15 protein-coding genes are annotated in these 16,661 nt (G+C 32.8%); 2 read left to right on the forward strand and 13 right to left on the reverse strand.

The window, feature by feature from the left end:
• Positions 1-24: 24 nt before the first annotated feature.
• Positions 25-1,557, forward strand: coding sequence for a S41 family peptidase (locus NZD85_RS11175; RefSeq protein ID WP_260541855.1), 1,533 nt, complete (start codon positions 25-27; stop codon positions 1,555-1,557).
• A 94-nt stretch (positions 1,558-1,651) separates the two neighbouring features.
• On the opposite strand, the gene NZD85_RS11180 is transcribed toward NZD85_RS11175, so the two are convergent.
• The 5 genes from NZD85_RS11180 to NZD85_RS11200 all read right to left on the reverse strand — a co-directional run bounded on the left by NZD85_RS11180 (position 1,652) and on the right by NZD85_RS11200 (position 8,222).
• Positions 1,652-2,146, reverse strand: coding sequence for a class I SAM-dependent methyltransferase (locus NZD85_RS11180; RefSeq protein WP_317619455.1), 495 nt, complete (start codon positions 2,144-2,146; stop codon positions 1,652-1,654).
• A 745-nt stretch (positions 2,147-2,891) separates the two neighbouring features.
• Positions 2,892-3,899 (reverse strand): FAD:protein FMN transferase, encoded by a 1,008-nt coding sequence (locus NZD85_RS11185; protein ID WP_260541856.1) that lies wholly within the window; start codon positions 3,897-3,899, stop codon positions 2,892-2,894.
• 165 nt (positions 3,900-4,064) lie between these two features.
• Positions 4,065-6,257 (reverse strand): PepSY domain-containing protein, encoded by a 2,193-nt coding sequence (locus tag NZD85_RS11190; protein ID WP_260541857.1) that lies wholly within the window; start codon positions 6,255-6,257, stop codon positions 4,065-4,067.
• A gap of 1 nt (position 6,258) precedes the next feature.
• Positions 6,259-6,702: a DUF2271 domain-containing protein gene (locus NZD85_RS11195; RefSeq protein ID WP_394369884.1), complete on the reverse strand. Its 444-nt coding sequence runs from the start codon at positions 6,700-6,702 to the stop codon at positions 6,259-6,261.
• A 56-nt stretch (positions 6,703-6,758) separates the two neighbouring features.
• Positions 6,759-8,222, reverse strand: a complete 1,464-nt coding sequence (locus tag NZD85_RS11200) for an ankyrin repeat domain-containing protein (RefSeq protein ID WP_260541858.1) — start codon at positions 8,220-8,222, stop codon at positions 6,759-6,761.
• A 288-nt stretch (positions 8,223-8,510) separates the two neighbouring features.
• Here NZD85_RS11200 and NZD85_RS11205 point away from each other — a divergent pair, with 288 nt between their 5' ends.
• Positions 8,511-9,278, forward strand: a complete 768-nt coding sequence (locus tag NZD85_RS11205; protein ID WP_260541859.1) for a DUF2490 domain-containing protein — start codon at positions 8,511-8,513, stop codon at positions 9,276-9,278.
• 36 nt (positions 9,279-9,314) lie between these two features.
• On the opposite strand, the gene hisIE is transcribed toward NZD85_RS11205, so the two are convergent.
• From hisIE to hisD, 8 genes are all read right to left on the reverse strand, one after another.
• The gene (gene hisIE / locus NZD85_RS11210) at positions 9,315-9,926 is read right to left on the reverse strand and encodes a bifunctional phosphoribosyl-AMP cyclohydrolase/phosphoribosyl-ATP diphosphatase HisIE (RefSeq protein WP_260541860.1); all 612 of its coding nucleotides are present in this window, start codon (positions 9,924-9,926) and stop codon (positions 9,315-9,317) included.
• On the reverse strand, positions 9,923-10,675 hold the full coding sequence (hisF, locus tag NZD85_RS11215) for an imidazole glycerol phosphate synthase subunit HisF (RefSeq protein WP_260541861.1): 753 nt from the start codon (positions 10,673-10,675) through the stop codon (positions 9,923-9,925). The genes hisIE and hisF overlap by 4 nt, the downstream gene beginning before the upstream one ends.
• 117 nt (positions 10,676-10,792) lie before the next feature.
• On the reverse strand, positions 10,793-11,509 hold the full coding sequence (gene hisA / locus NZD85_RS11220; protein WP_260541862.1) for a 1-(5-phosphoribosyl)-5-[(5-phosphoribosylamino)methylideneamino]imidazole-4-carboxamide isomerase: 717 nt from the start codon (positions 11,507-11,509) through the stop codon (positions 10,793-10,795).
• A 221-nt stretch (positions 11,510-11,730) separates the two neighbouring features.
• Positions 11,731-12,309: an imidazole glycerol phosphate synthase subunit HisH gene (gene hisH / locus NZD85_RS11225; protein ID WP_260541864.1), complete on the reverse strand. Its 579-nt coding sequence runs from the start codon at positions 12,307-12,309 to the stop codon at positions 11,731-11,733.
• Between the two features lie 126 nt (positions 12,310-12,435).
• Positions 12,436-13,569, reverse strand: coding sequence for a bifunctional histidinol-phosphatase/imidazoleglycerol-phosphate dehydratase HisB (gene hisB, locus NZD85_RS11230; protein WP_260541866.1), 1,134 nt, complete (start codon positions 13,567-13,569; stop codon positions 12,436-12,438).
• Positions 13,570-13,608: 39 nt separating this feature from the next.
• Positions 13,609-13,965, reverse strand: a complete 357-nt coding sequence (locus NZD85_RS11235) for a four helix bundle protein (protein WP_260541867.1) — start codon at positions 13,963-13,965, stop codon at positions 13,609-13,611.
• Positions 13,966-14,174: 209 nt separating this feature from the next.
• Positions 14,175-15,218 (reverse strand): histidinol-phosphate transaminase, encoded by a 1,044-nt coding sequence (gene hisC / locus NZD85_RS11240; RefSeq protein ID WP_260541868.1) that lies wholly within the window; start codon positions 15,216-15,218, stop codon positions 14,175-14,177.
• Positions 15,219-15,343: 125 nt separating this feature from the next.
• Positions 15,344-16,627 (reverse strand): histidinol dehydrogenase, encoded by a 1,284-nt coding sequence (hisD, locus tag NZD85_RS11245; protein WP_260541869.1) that lies wholly within the window; start codon positions 16,625-16,627, stop codon positions 15,344-15,346.
• Between the last annotated feature and the right edge of the window lie 34 nt (positions 16,628-16,661).

Genomic DNA, 16,661 nt, shown 5'->3' on the forward strand with positions numbered 1-16,661 from the left:
TTTTTAATGTGTAGTTGTGTTTCTGTGGAGAAATACAATGCACATATTGATAAAAAAATCCCAGCAAATAAGCTAAAGAAAGACGTTGATTTTGCCTACAAAAAACTAAAAAGATATCATCCAAAATTGGATATGTATCTTGCTCAAAATGAATTAGATTTTAAATTTGACAGCTTAAAAAAGACCCTTACAAAATCATTAAAACCAAATGATTTTTACATTAAGTTTTTTCCGATTTTCGAAAGTTTAGAGCACGGACATACATATATTTATCCGATTTATAAACGATTGAATAAAAAGGAAATAAAGCAATACAAAGATTCAAAGTCAGCGTTTAATGATTATAGTTTCTTTTGGAAAAATGATTCAGTTTTTTTGGTACATGATCAGTCTAAAATAAATCCAATAAATCCTGGTTCAGCATTAGTTTTTATAGATAATATTCCAACAAAATATCTATACGATAAATACAAAAAAAGCATTTTTGGCGATGGGAAAAACACCACTTTTACAGATAATGTATTCAACCGAACATTTTTGAATTATGTTACATTAGAGCAGGGGATTAAAGATTCAGTCGAACTTACTTTTTTAATGGGGAATAAACCAATCCGAAAAAAAACATTTAGGACTTATCCCAAATCAAAAGAAACTGAGAAAAAGGAACTTCCAAAAATCACCAAAGAACAAAAGCAAATCGACCGAAAAGTTCGAATTAAGCAAAAAACGTACGGATACTCCAAAAATTCGGCAGCTTATTCCAAAGATTTATCTTTTCCTACGAACGACAGTACTATTGCAGTACTAAAAGTAACTGATTTTAGAAAAGGTAAGATACAAGAGCTATATAAAGAAGTTTTTACAGATATCAAAAATCATAAAGTTCAAAACTTGGTACTGGATCTTCGCAATAACGGGGGCGGATTCATCAAAGATGCACATTATTTGTATGCGTATTTGGTCGATGATTCGAAGTCTTTTTTAGGTAAAAAAATTGTTGCCAATAAGACTTCATTTGGAAAATCATTGTACAATATTTTTCCCACTTATTCCTACCCGTTACTTTGGTTGGGATCTGGTTATACCTACTTTGCAACATCCAAAAATTCGGATAATGAATACGAATTGCACCTGCCTTTCTCGTTTGTAAAAATAGACAAATCGCTTATTTACAAAGGGAATTTGTATGTGATGATCAATGGAGGATCGTATTCCGCTTCTTCGCTTATTTCGGCGAATCTTCAACTCAAGAATCGTGCATTTTTTGTTGGAGAAGAAACTGGAGGCGATTTTAATGGAACGGTGGCTGGTTTGATGCCTAAGTTTACGTTACCTCATTCAAAACTACAAATGTCGGTGGGAACAGTTTATCTTTCGCCTATCGAAAAGCGAGAAGAGATGGGACATGGTGTATATCCTAATCAAGAGATTAAACCTACTTTAGAGCATAAAATAAAGCGAATTGATCCCGAATTAAACTGGATTTTGAACGATATCAAAAAAGAAAATGCAGTATACAATAAGGTATTACAAATAGAAAATCATCTACTTAATTAAGCAGATGATTTTTATGTTTTGGGCGTTCGAGCGGGCTTTCCGTTTCAATCTTTGCTCTACAGCAAAGGATTTCCACTGCAATCCCTAACGCATTTTATTTTTTGTTGAAACTACAAAAAATAAAATTTTGTATCGTATCAAATGGCGTTATGTGATCTATCGTAAAACATTCTATTTTTTCAAAATCAGCAGCAAAGGTAGATGTTAACGAAATTTCATCGTTTTGCTTAATTTCTAAACCGCTACATTTCAAAGGTCCATTTGTTGAAAAAGTTCCGATAACCATTTTGCCTTTCACCGCTTTCGAAACTAAATCTTGGTATTTTTTGATGTCATTATCTTCTGTTAAAAAATGAAAAACAGCTCTGTCGTGCCATACATCGTATTGTTCTGTAGGTTCGAATTCGGTGATATCCGCAACAATCCAATTCACTTTTTTAGCTCTATCTCCCAAACGTTTTTTAGCTTTTTCTAATGCATTTGCAGAAATATCCAAAACCGAAATATTTTCGTATCCTTCTTCCAATAAAAAATCAACTAATTTACTTTCTCCACCGCCAACATCAATAATTTTTGCTGTTTTATCCACCGAAAATGATTGAATAAAATTTAAAGAAGTTTCGGGTTTTTCTTGTGTCCAACTAACTTCTTGTGGAGTTTTTACGTCATATATATGTTCCTAATGAGCTTTTTTATCGTTATTCATTGTTTAATATTTTGATGCAATTTCGATTTTTTATTTAAAATGAAGTGTAACACGAATTACAAATGGGATGAATTTTTTTAAGAAGATAAGTAATTTGCTATACAGGAAAACTAAATCTATTTTAGACAAAGAAGTGTTTTAGTTTTTTTTCAATAGACTATAAACAATCTTTTTTATGCGTGATTTTTTTAAAAATGAAGATGAAAGAAATAATTAAGATTACTATATATAAATTTTCACTAAAATTAAAATAAATTAATAATAGTAAAATTGCAGAAGATATAAATTTAGAGATTTTAGTAACCATTTTTTTTCATTTCTTTAAAGTAAAAGCAATGATATAAACATTTTATAAATAAAAAAAATCTAAAAGAAGATTTTAAATTATGTATAATTTTATAAAAGCTCCAAATGTTTTACCAGCTATAAAAATCATAATTGCAGACAAAGTAATTAATCCGATTTTCATAAAATTATAATAAACATTTTTTAAGATTGAATTAGTAATCATACAATTTAAGTTAAAATCTGTATAAAGATAATTATTCTTAATAATTTTACTTACACTTTATTTTACATCAAAATATTTAGGTTAAAATATTAATTTTAAAAAGTGAATTTGTAAATTTTATCTCCCAAGAGTCTGTTTTATTTTCTTGTAATTTTTAGAACGAATAATTTTCCCTTTGTCTGTAATTAAAAGTGCAGCGTAGTCTTTTTGTTGATTGATCAATTCTAAACCTTTTCCTTTTCCTAAAACCATGATTGAAGTACTGAAACCATTGCACATTTCAGCATCAGGACCAATCACGGTAACACCTGTTAAACCTGTAGAAGGATAACCAGTTTTGGGATTGATGATATGTGAATAACGAATTCCGTCAATTAAAATAAATTTTTCGTAATCGCCAGATGTAGTAACAGCAGCATTTTTCATAACTAAAATATCTGCCATTTTAAAGCGTTTGAACGGGTTTGTAATTCCAATTTTCCAAGGTTCACCATTTGGTTGATTTCCCCAAGTTGTCATATCACCAGAAGCATCTATAATACCAGCTTGTATTCCTAAATTTTGCATATAAGTTCGCGCTTTTTGTGCTGCATAGCCCTTTCCTGTTGATCCAAAACCGATTTTCATTCCAGCTTTTTTCAAGAAAATAGTCGAATTTTTTTCATCAAGTAAGATGTTTTGATAACCAACTTTTTCAATCGCTTTTTTGATTTCATTTTCTGTTGGAATTTCTTCCATCGTGCCATCAAATTTCCAAACTTTGTCCATTGCTGCAAAACTAATATCAAAAGCTCCATTGGTAAGTTGAGAAAAATAAATTGCTCTTTTTGTCAATTCAAAAACTTCTCGATCAACTTTTATTGGTTTGATTCCTGCATTTTGATTGACTTGAGAAACCTGTGAAGTTGGTTTCCAATCTGAAATTAATTCTTCGATTCTAATCATTTCATCAATTGCTTTGTTAATATTTTTTTCGGCAGAAATAGAATCTTTATCAACCAAAGTAATTTGAAAACGACTTCCCATCAAAATTGTGTCTCTAACTCCGACCGTTTGAGCATTCGTCGGAATTAGAGCATACAATAGTATAAAAGTGAATATATTTTTTAGAAATGTATTTTTCATTTATGTTGTATTAGGAAAAGTAAAAATAGTTTAAAATTTCGTCTTAGTTCTCGATATAATTCTTGTCAGAATTACTTGAACTGAAGAAACTTAAACGTTATTTCGAGTGTTTGAAGTATTCGATAAAATTTTTCAAAATTATGGAGAAATAAAACGGAACAAATTCTAATAACAATCCGTCAAAAATTGTCCGTTTGCTTTAAATTCTTCAAATGATTTATTTAAATGCTCTTGACAAATTTCCTCTAACACCTTTTCTACATCATGTTGCATGGCTAAAGCCCCACAAACCATAATAATCCCTTTGTTTTGTAAGGTTTCTGCAAAAAACTTAGCATCTCGATGAACTAAATCCATTACATATTGTTTGTTTTCTTCACGAGAAAAAGCGTTGTGATAGCTTGCTAAATGATTTTTTTCAATTTGTTTTTTTGCAAAATCTTGATATCCTTTTGTGGTAGGATTTAAATGTCGAAAACCGGTGTACAAATGTGTTTCAACATTATTTTTGTTCTCATCAATCATTCCAAGAAAAGGCGCAATACCTGTTCCATTTGCAATCATAATGACTTGAGATGCTTTTTTAGGAAAATGAAACGCTTTGTTCTTAACAATTCTTACTTTTATAATTGAATTTTCTTTTAGGTTGTGTAAATATTGAGAACCTAATCCAAATTCATGTAACTTCACAATAAGTTGTAATTTATTCTCGACTTTACCAATCGAATACAAACGCTCACGATGATCATTCGCTGGATAAATAGCCAATAAATCGCCTGATTTAAACTTCTGTTTTGCATCTAAAACTACTGTAAAAGTGGCATCTTCATCGGTAATTTGTGTCGAAGAAATCACCTTTAAATCTTTTAATTTTGGTGCTTTCCCCACATACATGGCTGGCGTTGTGGCTAACGGAATATCCATAGCCTCTTTGTAAGCAATCACCCAATTTGTAAATTCTTCTGGAGATTTATCGTTGATGGTTTTTAAATCCAATAAACGTGTTGCCCACGATTGTTTTTCGAACCATTGATCCACTTTCACCGCGTAGCCACAATAATCGGAGTAAGCTCTTGAACCAAATCCTACGACTGAGAATTTAACCTTTTGTGGTTGAGGATATTGAGCAATTAATTCTTCAAATTTCTTGGCATTCGCGGGCGCATCTCCAATTCCATAAGTGGAAGTAAAAACCACGATATGTTCAGCATTAGGATACGTTTCATATTGATTCATTTGAACCATGAAGGATTTCTTTCCGTTGGCTAAAAATTGTTGATGAATTTTATTCGCAAAACCAACTGTTGAACCATTTTCAGAACCCACTAAAACTACAATTTCAGCTTCATTAGCCTTGAATTTATTCTTTCCGATTTTCGTACGTGTACGTTTTAAGGTAATGGCAAATCCTGACCAAATAAAGAATAAAATATTAAGTGATGCGATTCCTAAAATTGCAGCCCAAATGACATTGGTACGACCTGTGTGTAAATCGATATTGAATTTTTCCACGACAGCTGAATACGGATGGAATGATTCAGTCATAATTTCACCATTCACTTGATTGATTGTTACACTTTTCTTTCTTAAATGAACAACAAATGGTTCAGCTTCATCATCTGGAATAAAAGGAAATTCGATTCGTTCTACACTACTTAATTTTGTGTTTTGGAAGAATTTGATTTCGCTTAACTCTTTGGCAGGTAAATTTTCTTTGATGGGGTGTTCCACTTCTGTTGGTTGGCCTACTAAAGGTTCTAATCGTGCCAAGAAAATGAATGTTCCTGTTAATCCAATGATCACAATAGGAATTAACAACCAACGTCCGGTTGCCACATGAAAATATTGGGCAAATGAGTCTTTATTGACTTTTGTAAAGAAATTTAAAATTCCGTTTTGGCGTTGAATCACTAAGATTAATCCAGTCACTGAAATTAAAAATAAGATAAAGGAAACGATACCCACAATGGCGCGTCCTGTTTCTTTTAAAAATAATGAGCGGTGTAGGGCAGTGGTCCAATTGATGAAATCACTTTTCGGAACGATTTCTCCAATGTTTTTTCCTGTATGGGGATCGATGTAAGATTGAATAGGATTCCCATCTTCGTCCATAGCATCAATCGTTACAAAATCGTTGTTATCAACTTTTATTTCGATAATTTCAAAATAATTCTCGCGCAATGTCGGAAGAACCTGCGCGAGTGTAATATTTTCAAAATTTTCGACTTTGTAGGCCGGAGATTTCTCATTGATGGCATCAACCGCTAAAATTACTCCTGTCGTGGAAAGGATTAAAAGAAAAGCTGATGATATAAAGGCTAATGCCAAATGGGCATACCTCCAAATCGATAGGATCATTTTACTGAACTTTAATAAAACGTACGGCTTTAATGTATTCTGTTCCTTTAATTCCTGCTTTATTGTCTAATGCCGCAGATGTTAATGCAATTTCAGCATCTTTTACCACGTACTTTTGTGTTTCAACAGCAGATTCAAAACGGATTTTATACCCTTTATTTAATTTCGCTGTATCAAATTCGATCACACGTGTTGCTCTTGCGCCACCTGCCACAGAAGCTCCTGTAATTCCGTTTAATTTTTCTTTTTTCTTTTTATTGAATTTATCCCACTCTTTTAACGTATTATACCATTCATTATCTTTTCCTAAAACTCCTAACGTTTTCTCATATTGTCCTTTTGGATTAATCAAAGAAATTACAATGTAAGCTTCCTTACCTGTATAATTCTCCATCTGAATCATTGTTTTATACTTCGTTGTTTGAGCGAAAGTGGCAGTAGCCATTAGTATAACTACGACGCTGAATAATTTTTTTATGACGTTAAATTTCATTTTCTGTATTATTTTAAGAAGTCAATCGATACATTATTTTTCTTCAAGAATTCGTTTTGAGCAGCTAATTCGTAAGCTGTTTCTTCAAATTCTGTTTTTAAATTTTTTTGAGCACCCGCACCAATTAAAGTTTTTAAGATTTGATCATCTTTAGCAATTAAAGCTGCTTTATGTAAAGCTGTATTCCCGTCTTCGTCTTGTGCATTAATATTTACTCCTAATTCAATTGCTTTCTTTACTAAAGCGTTATCACCTTTATCTACAGCTAAATGCAATAATGTCGAACCTTTTTGTTGAGTGGCTTTAAAATCTATCTTCGCCTTTGCTAATATTTCTTGTTTTTGTGCAAATGTTTCATCATTTGGTTTGAAAGAATTGAACCAATATGATGCTAAATTATTACCTTCTTTATCCTTGATATCCGTTTTTGCACCTTTATCGATTAATAAAGTTACGATTTCAGGAGTTCCAGATGCTACCGTCTTTGTCAAAGCCGATTCTCCATTAGAGTTTACAGCATTAACATTGTTAGATTTTGATAAGAATAAATTGATTAAATCGGTGTTTTTTCCGGCAGCAGCCACCATTAATGCGGTGTTGCCTGCTTTATCTACTACTTTAACATCAGCTCCTTTCGAAATTACATAATTGATGATTTCTGAATTTCCACGACGAGATAAGGCGTGTAATAATGATTGTCCTTGAGGGTTTAGAGCTTTTGGATTTAATTTATATTTTTCAACTAAAGTTTTGAAAATTTCGACTCCATTTTCTTTCATTCTAGAGCCTTGCGCTGCGAAAAATAAAGCTTGATCTGTAGGTTTTACACCTTTAGCAGCTAATAAATCTAAGATTTCTAAATTTCCAACTTTCGTAGAATAGTCAGCTACTGTACGTCCGAATTTATCTTTCTCCGTTAATGAAATACCTTTAGAAACAAAGTATTCTGCAATTTTTAAATCCGTATCATTTGCGATAGACTCCATAATGATGTTTGTACCATCCTCGTTTTTTACTTTAGGATTAGCACCTGCTTTGATTAAGGCATCATAAACCGCTAAATTCTTGTTTCCAGCACTTGCTGCGTATGTAATCACATCATCACCGTGGCTGTCTTTGTAGTGAACATCGGAACCTTTTGCGATTAAATAATTGACTAATTCAAGATTTCCAGCTGCAGCAGCCCATTGCAAATAAATGCGAGAATGGTGTGTTTTTTTATCCACAGCATTTCCATCTTGTTCAATTAAAAATTTTAAAACACCAAAATCTGCTTTATTATTTATCGCTATCACCACAGGATCAAAAAATCCTGCATTTTGCTGCGAAGGACTGTTTCCTTTTCCAATTTCTGCTTTTACAGTTTCAACTGATGGTTTGTTTTTCCAAAAACCTGCATCCATTAAAGTGTTGGTTTGCGCTTGTAAAAAAGAAGCGATTAATACGGCAACTGTGATGAATAACTTTTTCATATCTAGCGTTTATCTTATCTATTATTATTTAGACCAATTTTAATTTGATGTCAAAAGTAAGACTTTATTTATAATAATTCTAAATTTTAAAATTAAAATTATGTGAAGGTGCTAAATATCATTTATCATTTAAAATGAATTTGGAGAATTTATAATTGAATCCTCTTAACAAGAATTGAATGAATCTGTTTTGAAAAAAATGTAAATTTTTATTCAAATAAGTAAAGGATTCCTATTTCGTTACAGATTTGCATTTTACTTTTGACGTATCATATTCAAACGACTACCATGAAATATATATCATTCTTAAGTTTTCTTCTTTTTTCCATTTGCATCAATGCACAAGTTTCTCCTCCTGGTTTGGGCGATACCAATGGTGCAAGTTGGTTCGCATTAGGAATGAAACAAGATCTGAATGAAAAGATAGAATCAATGACGTATGTTGGATTAGGTTTAAAGAGTGATGAAGAGAATTACAACATTACATCAAAGCCAGCAATCATTGTGATAAATCAAGAATTTTATCACCAATTGGATAAACATTGGAAAGTGTCTTATGCCTTAAGTTATCGTAAACAAATGGAATATTCGATGGATGATGATATCGAAAACATATCGACACAAAATGAAATGAGAATTTATGGACGTGTGGCGTATTCTACTTCAATAGGGAAAGTCAAATTAACACAAACGGTACGACAAGAAGCTCGTAAATTTGTCGATCATCACTGGAAAAATACGGATGAACCTATACAATTGCGTTCTCGTTTAAAATCACAAATTTCAGTTCCGATTGATTTAGAAAATCATCATACGATTACAGGAGGTGCAGAAATTCTTTTTGCAACGAATAAACATAATTTATCCAAGGAATGGAGTCGTTTTAAATATAAAGAATCACGTTTTACCTTGTTTTATACTTTTAGACCACAGAACACTCCGTTGGCTATCAGTTTAGGATATATGAATAATTTAATTGAAAAAAATGCTACGCATAGCACACATTATGCTTCCATAGATATTACATGGGAAAATCCATTCAAAATATTTTCATAAAAAAACCTCATCCTGATAGATGAGGTTTTTTCTAATTTATTCCGGTCGTCTTGGACCATTTTCTCTTGATTTTAAAACGTTTTCCACGTCTTCTAATTTGAATCCTTTCGCTTTTAGTAAAATCAAATAGTGATACATCAAATCGGCAGCTTCACCTAAGAATAAATCGTCGTTATTGTCTTTCGCTTCGATAACAATTTCTACGGCTTCTTCTCCGACTTTCTGCGCCACTTTATTGATTCCTTTATTGTATAACTTATAGGTGTACGAATCTTTATCTTCTGCTAAATCGATTCGATCGTTAATCGTTTGTTCTAATTCATAAACAAATCCACGATTCGAAATTTCGTTGAAACACGTTGTAGAACCTGTATGACACGTTGGTCCATATGGTTTTGCTTTGATTAGAATTGTGTCGTTATCACAATCAATTGCAATCGATTTTACTTCAAGGAAGTTTCCCGATTCTTCGCCTTTTGTCCATAATCTGTTTTTTGAACGTGAGAAGAAAGTAACTTTCCCACTTTCTTGTGTTTTGTTAAACGCTTCTTCGTTCATATAACCTAACATCAACACTTGATTGTTTAGGTAATTTTGAATAATAACTGGAACTAATCCATCATTACTTTTTGTGAAATCGATATTCATCGTATCGGTATATTTTGTTCTTTTAAATAATTTTTAAGCATAGGTATTGGAACTTCACCAAAATGAAAAATACTTGCAGCCAAAGCGCCACTTGCTTTTGTTTGGGTAAAAACTTCTGTAAAATGTTCTATTTTTCCAGCTCCTCCCGAAGCAATCACCGGTAGATTTACAGCATCAGCCACCGCTTTCGTAATATCTATTTTGAAACCTGTTTTTGTTCCGTCACCATCCATTGAGGTTAGTAGAATTTCACCAGCTCCTAGTTCTTCCACTTTCTTTACCCAATCTAATGTTTTCCACTCGGTTTCAATTTTTCCACCGCTGACAAACACTTTTTGCGTTCCATTGACGTCGCGAGTATCTACTGCGACCACCACACATTGGGATCCAAAACGAGAGGCTAAATCAGCCACCAATTGAGGATTTTTTACCGCAGAAGAATTCACAGAAACTTTATCCGCACCTGCTTGAATTACAGCCGAAGCATCTTCTACCGAATTGATTCCGCCACCCACCGTAAATGGAATATTAATCGCTGCCGCAATTTTTTCGACCATTTCAGCTAAGGTTTTGCGTTTCTCAAGCGTCGCTGTAATATCCAAAAATACCAATTCGTCAGCGCCTTCTTCTACATATTTCTTGGCTAATTCCACCGGATCTCCCGCATCGCGTAATCCTTCGAAATTAACTCCTTTTACTGTTCTTCCATCTTTAATGTCGAGACAGGGGATGATTCTTTTTTTTAACACGTTCTAAGGTTTTTATGTGTTTAAGTTTTTATGTGTTTAAGTGACTAGGTGATTAAGAGATTAAGTGGTTTAGTTTCAAAACCTAAAAACTTACCAACTTACCCCCTTTACCACTTTCTAACCGATAAACTGTACCAAATCCTTTAACTGAATACGACCTTCGTAAATTGCCTTTCCTAAAATCGCTCCTTCGCAACCTAATTCTTTTACTTTAATTAAATCGTCGATGGAAGAAACGCCTCCAGATGCAATTAATTTAACGTCTGCAGCAGCTAAAATTTCTGCATACAATTCGTTTGATGTTCCTTGTAACATACCATCTTTTGCGATGTCTGTACAAATTACATAATCAATTCCTTTTGCTTTGTATTCTTGGATAAAATCAATTACATCTAATTCAGAAGTTTCTAACCAACCGTGCGTCGCAATTTTACGATCTTTAGCATCTGCTCCTAAAATGATTTTTTCGCTTCCGTATTGCGCAATCCATTCTTGAAATAACGTCGGATTTTGAACGGCAATACTTCCACCTGTAATTTGATTCGCACCACATTCAAAAGCAATTCTGATATCATCATTAGCTTTAATTCCACCACCAAAATCCACTTTTAAATTGGTTTTAGAAGCAATTAATTCTAATGTTTTATAGTTGATGATTTGCTTTGATTTGGCTCCATCTAAATCCACTAAGTGTAAATATTCGATTCCGTAATCTTCGAATTCTTTCGCCACTTCTAATGGGTTTTCGTTGTATATTTTTTTTGTATCGTAATCGCCTTGTGATAATCGAACGCATTTTCCGTCGATAATATCTATAGCTGGGATGATTCTCATTTCTTTAAATTTTAAGTGTTTATGTTTTTAAGTGTTTCAGTTATTATGTTTTTAAGTGTTTAAGTTATTATGTTTTTAAGTGTTTAAGTTATTGTGTTTTTAAGTGTTTCAATTATTATGTTTGTAAGTTTTTTAGTTATTGTGTTCTTCAATTAATGGGGATTAACTTTTGAACATAAAATTTTACAACTTAATAACCTTATCACTTCATAACTGACAAACTATAAAGACAAAAAGTTCTTCAAAATCTGTTCTCCAATTCCAGCTGATTTTTCTGGATGAAATTGAGTCGCGTAAAAATTATCTTTATTTAAAGCCGCTGAATATTCTAGAATATAGTTGGTTTTCGCAATCGTATATTCTGAATTCTCACAATAAAAGCTGTGAACATAATAGATGTCCGAGTTTTCTTCGATTCCGTTAAACAAAGACGTTTTTAAGTCATAAATGGTATTCCATCCCATATGTGGAACGATTTCCGTTGATGGAAATAATTTCACTTGAATGGGAAAAATTCCTAAACACTCTGTATTTCCTTCTTCCGAAAAAGCACACATCAATTGCTGACCTAAACAAATTCCTAACGTTGGTTGTTTTAAGTTTTGGATGATTTTATCTAATCCTTTTTCTTTTAGATAAGTCATGGCCGAACTCGCTTCTCCCACACCTGGAAAAATGACTTTGTCTGCATTTTGCAAGGTTTCAAAATCATCTGTAATTACCGCTTCGTAACCCAAACGAGTTACGGCATTGTAAACCGATTTTACATTTCCTGCGTTATATTTTACTATTGCTATCATATTATTTGAGTGGTTAAGTTTTTATGTTGATAAGTGTTTACGTTTGTAAGTTAATTTGTGGTTGGATTTTAAGTCTTAAACCAACAAATAACTTTATCACTTCATAACTTTACAACTTAAAAATTATTACAAAAGTCCTTTTGTTGATGGTAAAATCATTTTTTCTGGATCACGTTTTACCGCCACTTTAATCGCTTTCGCAAACGCTTTAAAAATCGCTTCGATTTTGTGGTGTTCGTTTGTTCCTTCCGCTTTGATATTTAAGTTCGATTTTGCACCGTCTGTAAACGATTTAAAGAAGTGATAGAACATTTCTGTTGGCATTTGACCAATCATTTCGCGTTTAAATTCCGCTTCCCAAACCAACCAGTTTCTTCCTCCAAAATCAATTGCCGCTTGCGCTAAACAATCATCCATTGGTAAAGTGAAACCATAGCGCTCGATCCCTAATTTATTTCCTAACGCTTGAGCAAAAACTTCACCTAACGCAATGGCTGTATCTTCAATTGTGTGGTGTTCGTCCACTTCTAAATCACCGTCCACCTTAATCACTAAATCCATTTGCCCGTGACGCGCAATTTGATCTAACATATGATCGAAAAAGTGGATTCCAGTCGAAATATCTGATTTCCCTGTTCCGTCTAAGTTTAAATCGATTTTAATATTTGTTTCGTTTGTGTTACGAACAATAGAAGCCGTACGATTTTGTAATTTTAAGAATTCGTAAATCTCTTTCCACGATGTTGTTTTTAATGCAATCGCTTCGTTTAAACCTTCGTTATCGTTGATTTCGTCTGCTCCTAATGCTTCGTCATTTGCAATAAAAATTCCTTTTGCTCCTAAATTCTGAGCTAATTTCACATCGGTAATTCGGTCTCCGATTACAAACGAATTTGCTAAATCGTATGCCGGATTGTTGATGTATTTAGTTAACATCGCAGTTCCAGGCTTGCGTGTCGGTGCATTTTCGTGTGCAAAAGTTTTATCGATGAAAATTGCTGAAAATTTTACTCCTTCGTTTTCAAATGCTTTTACTACGAAATTTTGAATCGGCCAGAATAATTCTTCAGGATTTGCCGGTGTTCCTAAACCATCTTGGTTCGTTACCATCGCTAATTCGTAATCCAATTCTTTGGCAATTTTCCCTAAATAAGTAAATGTTTCTGGATAGAATTCTAATTTCTCAAAGCTGTCCACTTGGTAGTCGGCTGGTTCTAGAATTAGGGTTCCGTCTCTATCTATAAAAAGTATTTTTTTCATTTTTTAGTTTGTAAGTGATTAGGTGATGAAGTTTTTAAGTTATTTACTTTTGATATGTTTAATATAACCTGTAATCATTTTTCCAACTTCTTCACTTTTACTAATCAATATTTTGTATTCTTTTTCAGTTATATATTTCAAATCTCTAGAAAGTAAAAAGTAATACTTCAGTTCTTCTAAAGATGTATCCGAAATGTTATAAAAATGTATTTGATGAGCTTTCGTTTGTTTTTTATATCCTTCAACAATGTTTGCCGGAACAGAAACTGCACAACGTTTCATTTGACTCGATAAAGCAAAAATCTCTGATTTAGGAAATTTATCGACTGTTTTATACACTTCTAAAACTAGTTGATGCGCTTCTTTCCATAAATTTAAATCATAAACTAGGCCCATATTATTTGGTTTTAAGGTTTGATAGATATTAAGTTAAGGAAAATGTTTTTAAGTTGGTCAGTAGGTGTGTTATTAAGTTTGTAAGTTGTTTAGTTTGTATGTTTTTAAGTTGTACGGTTAGTAAGTTTTTAAGTTAGTAAGTTTAAATATTTAATAATCAGAGATAAAACCAACTTAGACACTCTACCACATAAACACTTAATCACTTACTAACTTAACCCCTTAAGTACTTGTACCAACTTCCCATTTTCCTCTTCCGTTCCAACAGTAATTCTCAAACAATTCTTACATAAATCGTCATTGTTACGGTTACGGATGACAATTCCTTTTTCAACCAATTTGTCGTAACGCTCGTTGGCATTATCCACTTTGATTAAGATAAAATTCGCATCACTTGGATAGATTTTTTCGACAAAAGAAATCTCCGTTAACGCATTTTCTAAAACTTCTTTTTGTTGAACAATCGTATTTGTTGCTGCTACCACTTTTTCGTAATCGCTTAAAATTTCAATCGCTTTTAATTGTGTCAATTGATTGATGTTATAAGGCGGTTTAATTTTATTTAAGACCTCTACAATTTCTTGAGAGGCATATAAAATTCCTAAACGAATTCCGGCTAAACCAACAGCTTTTGATAAAGTTTGCGTAACAATTACGTTTGGATAATTGTTGATCTCTTCGATCCAAGATGGTTCAGTTGCGAAATCAATATAGGCTTCATCGATAATTACCAATCCGTTGAAACTATTTACAATTTCTAAAATCGCTTCTCTTTTAATGATTTCTCCTGTTGGATTATTAGGTGAACACAAGAAAATCATTTTTGTATTTTCATCCACTTTCGAGAAAATATCTTCGATGTTGGGTTGAAAATCTGATTCGTTTAATAAGGATTTGCGGTATTCCACAGCGTTTAAATTGGCCAAAAAGATGTACATTCCGTAAGAAGGTGAAATCGCGATGACGTTATCTTGATTCGGTTCGCAAAACGCACGAAAAATTAAATCCAAAACTTCGTCGCTTCCATTGCCTAATAAAATCTGATCAGTAGGAAAATTTTTAATTTCACTTAAAATCGATTTTACTTTGCGTTGAAAAGGATCTGGATAGCGATTTAAACCATTGTTGAAAGGATTTTCGTTGGCATCTAAGAAAACGAAATCGTCATTAATATCTTGAAATTCGTCGCGCGCAGATGAATACGCTTTCATTGCTTTTACGTTGGGACGAATGATGTTATTTATGTTGAACATTTTATTTTAAGTTATTAAGTGTTTATGTTGACAGGTTTTTAAGTTGTTAAATGCTTATTTTGTTAGGTTTTTAAGTTATTTATACCGCAATTCTAAACCACTTAAAAACTTACTCACTTATCAAATTATTTCAAGTCTAATAATCTTAGCGTCACCGCATTTTTGTGTGCAAATAATTCTTCAGCCTCAGCCATTAATTCGATGGCCGGACCAATATTTAGAATTCCTTCTGCTGTCAATTTTTGAAACGTAATTTTCTTGATGAAACTATCTAAAGAAACTCCAGAATAATTTTTCGCATACCCATTTGTTGGCAAGGTATGATTGGTTCCGGAAGCATAATCTCCAGCCGATTCGCACGAATAGTTTCCTAGGAAAACAGAACCGGCATTGATGATATTTGGAATATAATCTTCAGCTGTTTCGCAAGCGAAAATTAAGTGCTCTGGTGCATAAATATTAGAAAAAGCTATACATTCTTCAATTGAATTAAGAACAATTCCTCTCGAATTTTCTAAAGCTTTTGCTGCTAATTCTCTTCTTGGTAAAAGTTCTATTTGAGATTGTAATTCAACAATTGTTTCTTTTAAAGTTTGCTGATTAGTTGTCAATAAAATCACTTGTGAGTCGATGCCGTGTTCAGCCTGAGAAAGTAAATCTGCTGCGACATATTTCGGAACCGAAGTTTCATCTGCGATTACTAAAACTTCGCTTGGACCCGCAGGCATATCGATTGCTACACCAAAATTTTGCGCAACTTGTTTGGCTGCCGTTACATATTGGTTTCCTGGACCGAAAATTTTATCCACTTTCTGAATCGTTTCTGTTCCAAAAGTTAATGCGCCAATGGCTTGAATTCCGCCAACTTTATATATTTTATCAATTCCGATTAAGTTGGCTGTATATAAAATCGCTGGGTGAATTTTACCTTCTTTGTTTGGAGGCGTACATAAAATAATGTTTTCGCATCTGGCTAATTTTGCAGGAATTCCTAACATCAAAGTAGTTGAAAATAATGGAGCTGTTCCACCTGGAATGTAGATTCCGACATTTTCGATTCCGCGTGATTCTCTCCAACAATTAACACCTTTAGTCGTTTCAATTACTTTAATTTCTTCGCGTTGTACGGCGTGAAATTTCTCGATGTTTGAAGCTGCTAATTGAATCGCTTTTTTTAAATCGTCCGAAATTAAAGCTTTGGCTTCTTCCATTTCTTCAACTGAAACTTCTAAGGAAGTTAATTGAACTTTATCGAATTGTTCGGTAAAGTCAATTAAGGCCTGATCTTTATCCAATTGAATTTTACCAAAAACATTTAAAACGAATTTTTGTAAATCTTGCGCTTCTTTCGTTGGGCGAGAAGTTAAAGCTGACCAATCTGAAAGTTGTGGGTTTATATAAGTTTGCATCTTTTTTAGTTTTTATGTTATAAAGTGTTTAAGT

The sequence above is a fragment of the Empedobacter stercoris genome (assembly GCF_025244765.1).
Taxonomy (GTDB): domain Bacteria; phylum Bacteroidota; class Bacteroidia; order Flavobacteriales; family Weeksellaceae; genus Empedobacter; species Empedobacter stercoris.

What these genes read in the sequence shown, in the direction of transcription:
- NZD85_RS11185 (WP_260541856.1), bottom strand. Translation starts at nt 3,899, where the DNA reads ATGAAAAATACATTTCTAAAAAATATATTCACTTTTATACTATTGTAT.
- NZD85_RS11190 (WP_260541857.1), bottom strand. Translation starts at nt 6,257, where the DNA reads ATGATCCTATCGATTTGGAGGTATGCCCATTTGGCATTAGCCTTTATA.
- NZD85_RS11195 (WP_394369884.1), bottom strand. Translation starts at nt 6,702, where the DNA reads ATGGCTACTGCCACTTTCGCTCAAACAACGAAGTATAAAACAATGATT.
- NZD85_RS11200 (WP_260541858.1), bottom strand. Translation starts at nt 8,222, where the DNA reads ATGAAAAAGTTATTCATCACAGTTGCCGTATTAATCGCTTCTTTTTTA.
- NZD85_RS11205 (WP_260541859.1), top strand. Translation starts at nt 8,511, where the DNA reads ATGAAATATATATCATTCTTAAGTTTTCTTCTTTTTTCCATTTGCATC.
- hisIE (WP_260541860.1), bottom strand. Translation starts at nt 9,926, where the DNA reads ATGAATATCGATTTCACAAAAAGTAATGATGGATTAGTTCCAGTTATT.
- hisA (WP_260541862.1), bottom strand. Translation starts at nt 11,509, where the DNA reads ATGAGAATCATCCCAGCTATAGATATTATCGACGGAAAATGCGTTCGA.
- hisH (WP_260541864.1), bottom strand. Translation starts at nt 12,309, where the DNA reads ATGATAGCAATAGTAAAATATAACGCAGGAAATGTAAAATCGGTTTAC.
- hisB (WP_260541866.1), bottom strand. Translation starts at nt 13,569, where the DNA reads ATGAAAAAAATACTTTTTATAGATAGAGACGGAACCCTAATTCTAGAA.
- NZD85_RS11235 (WP_260541867.1), bottom strand. Translation starts at nt 13,965, where the DNA reads ATGGGCCTAGTTTATGATTTAAATTTATGGAAAGAAGCGCATCAACTA.
- hisC (WP_260541868.1), bottom strand. Translation starts at nt 15,218, where the DNA reads ATGTTCAACATAAATAACATCATTCGTCCCAACGTAAAAGCAATGAAA.
- hisD (WP_260541869.1), bottom strand. Translation starts at nt 16,627, where the DNA reads ATGCAAACTTATATAAACCCACAACTTTCAGATTGGTCAGCTTTAACT.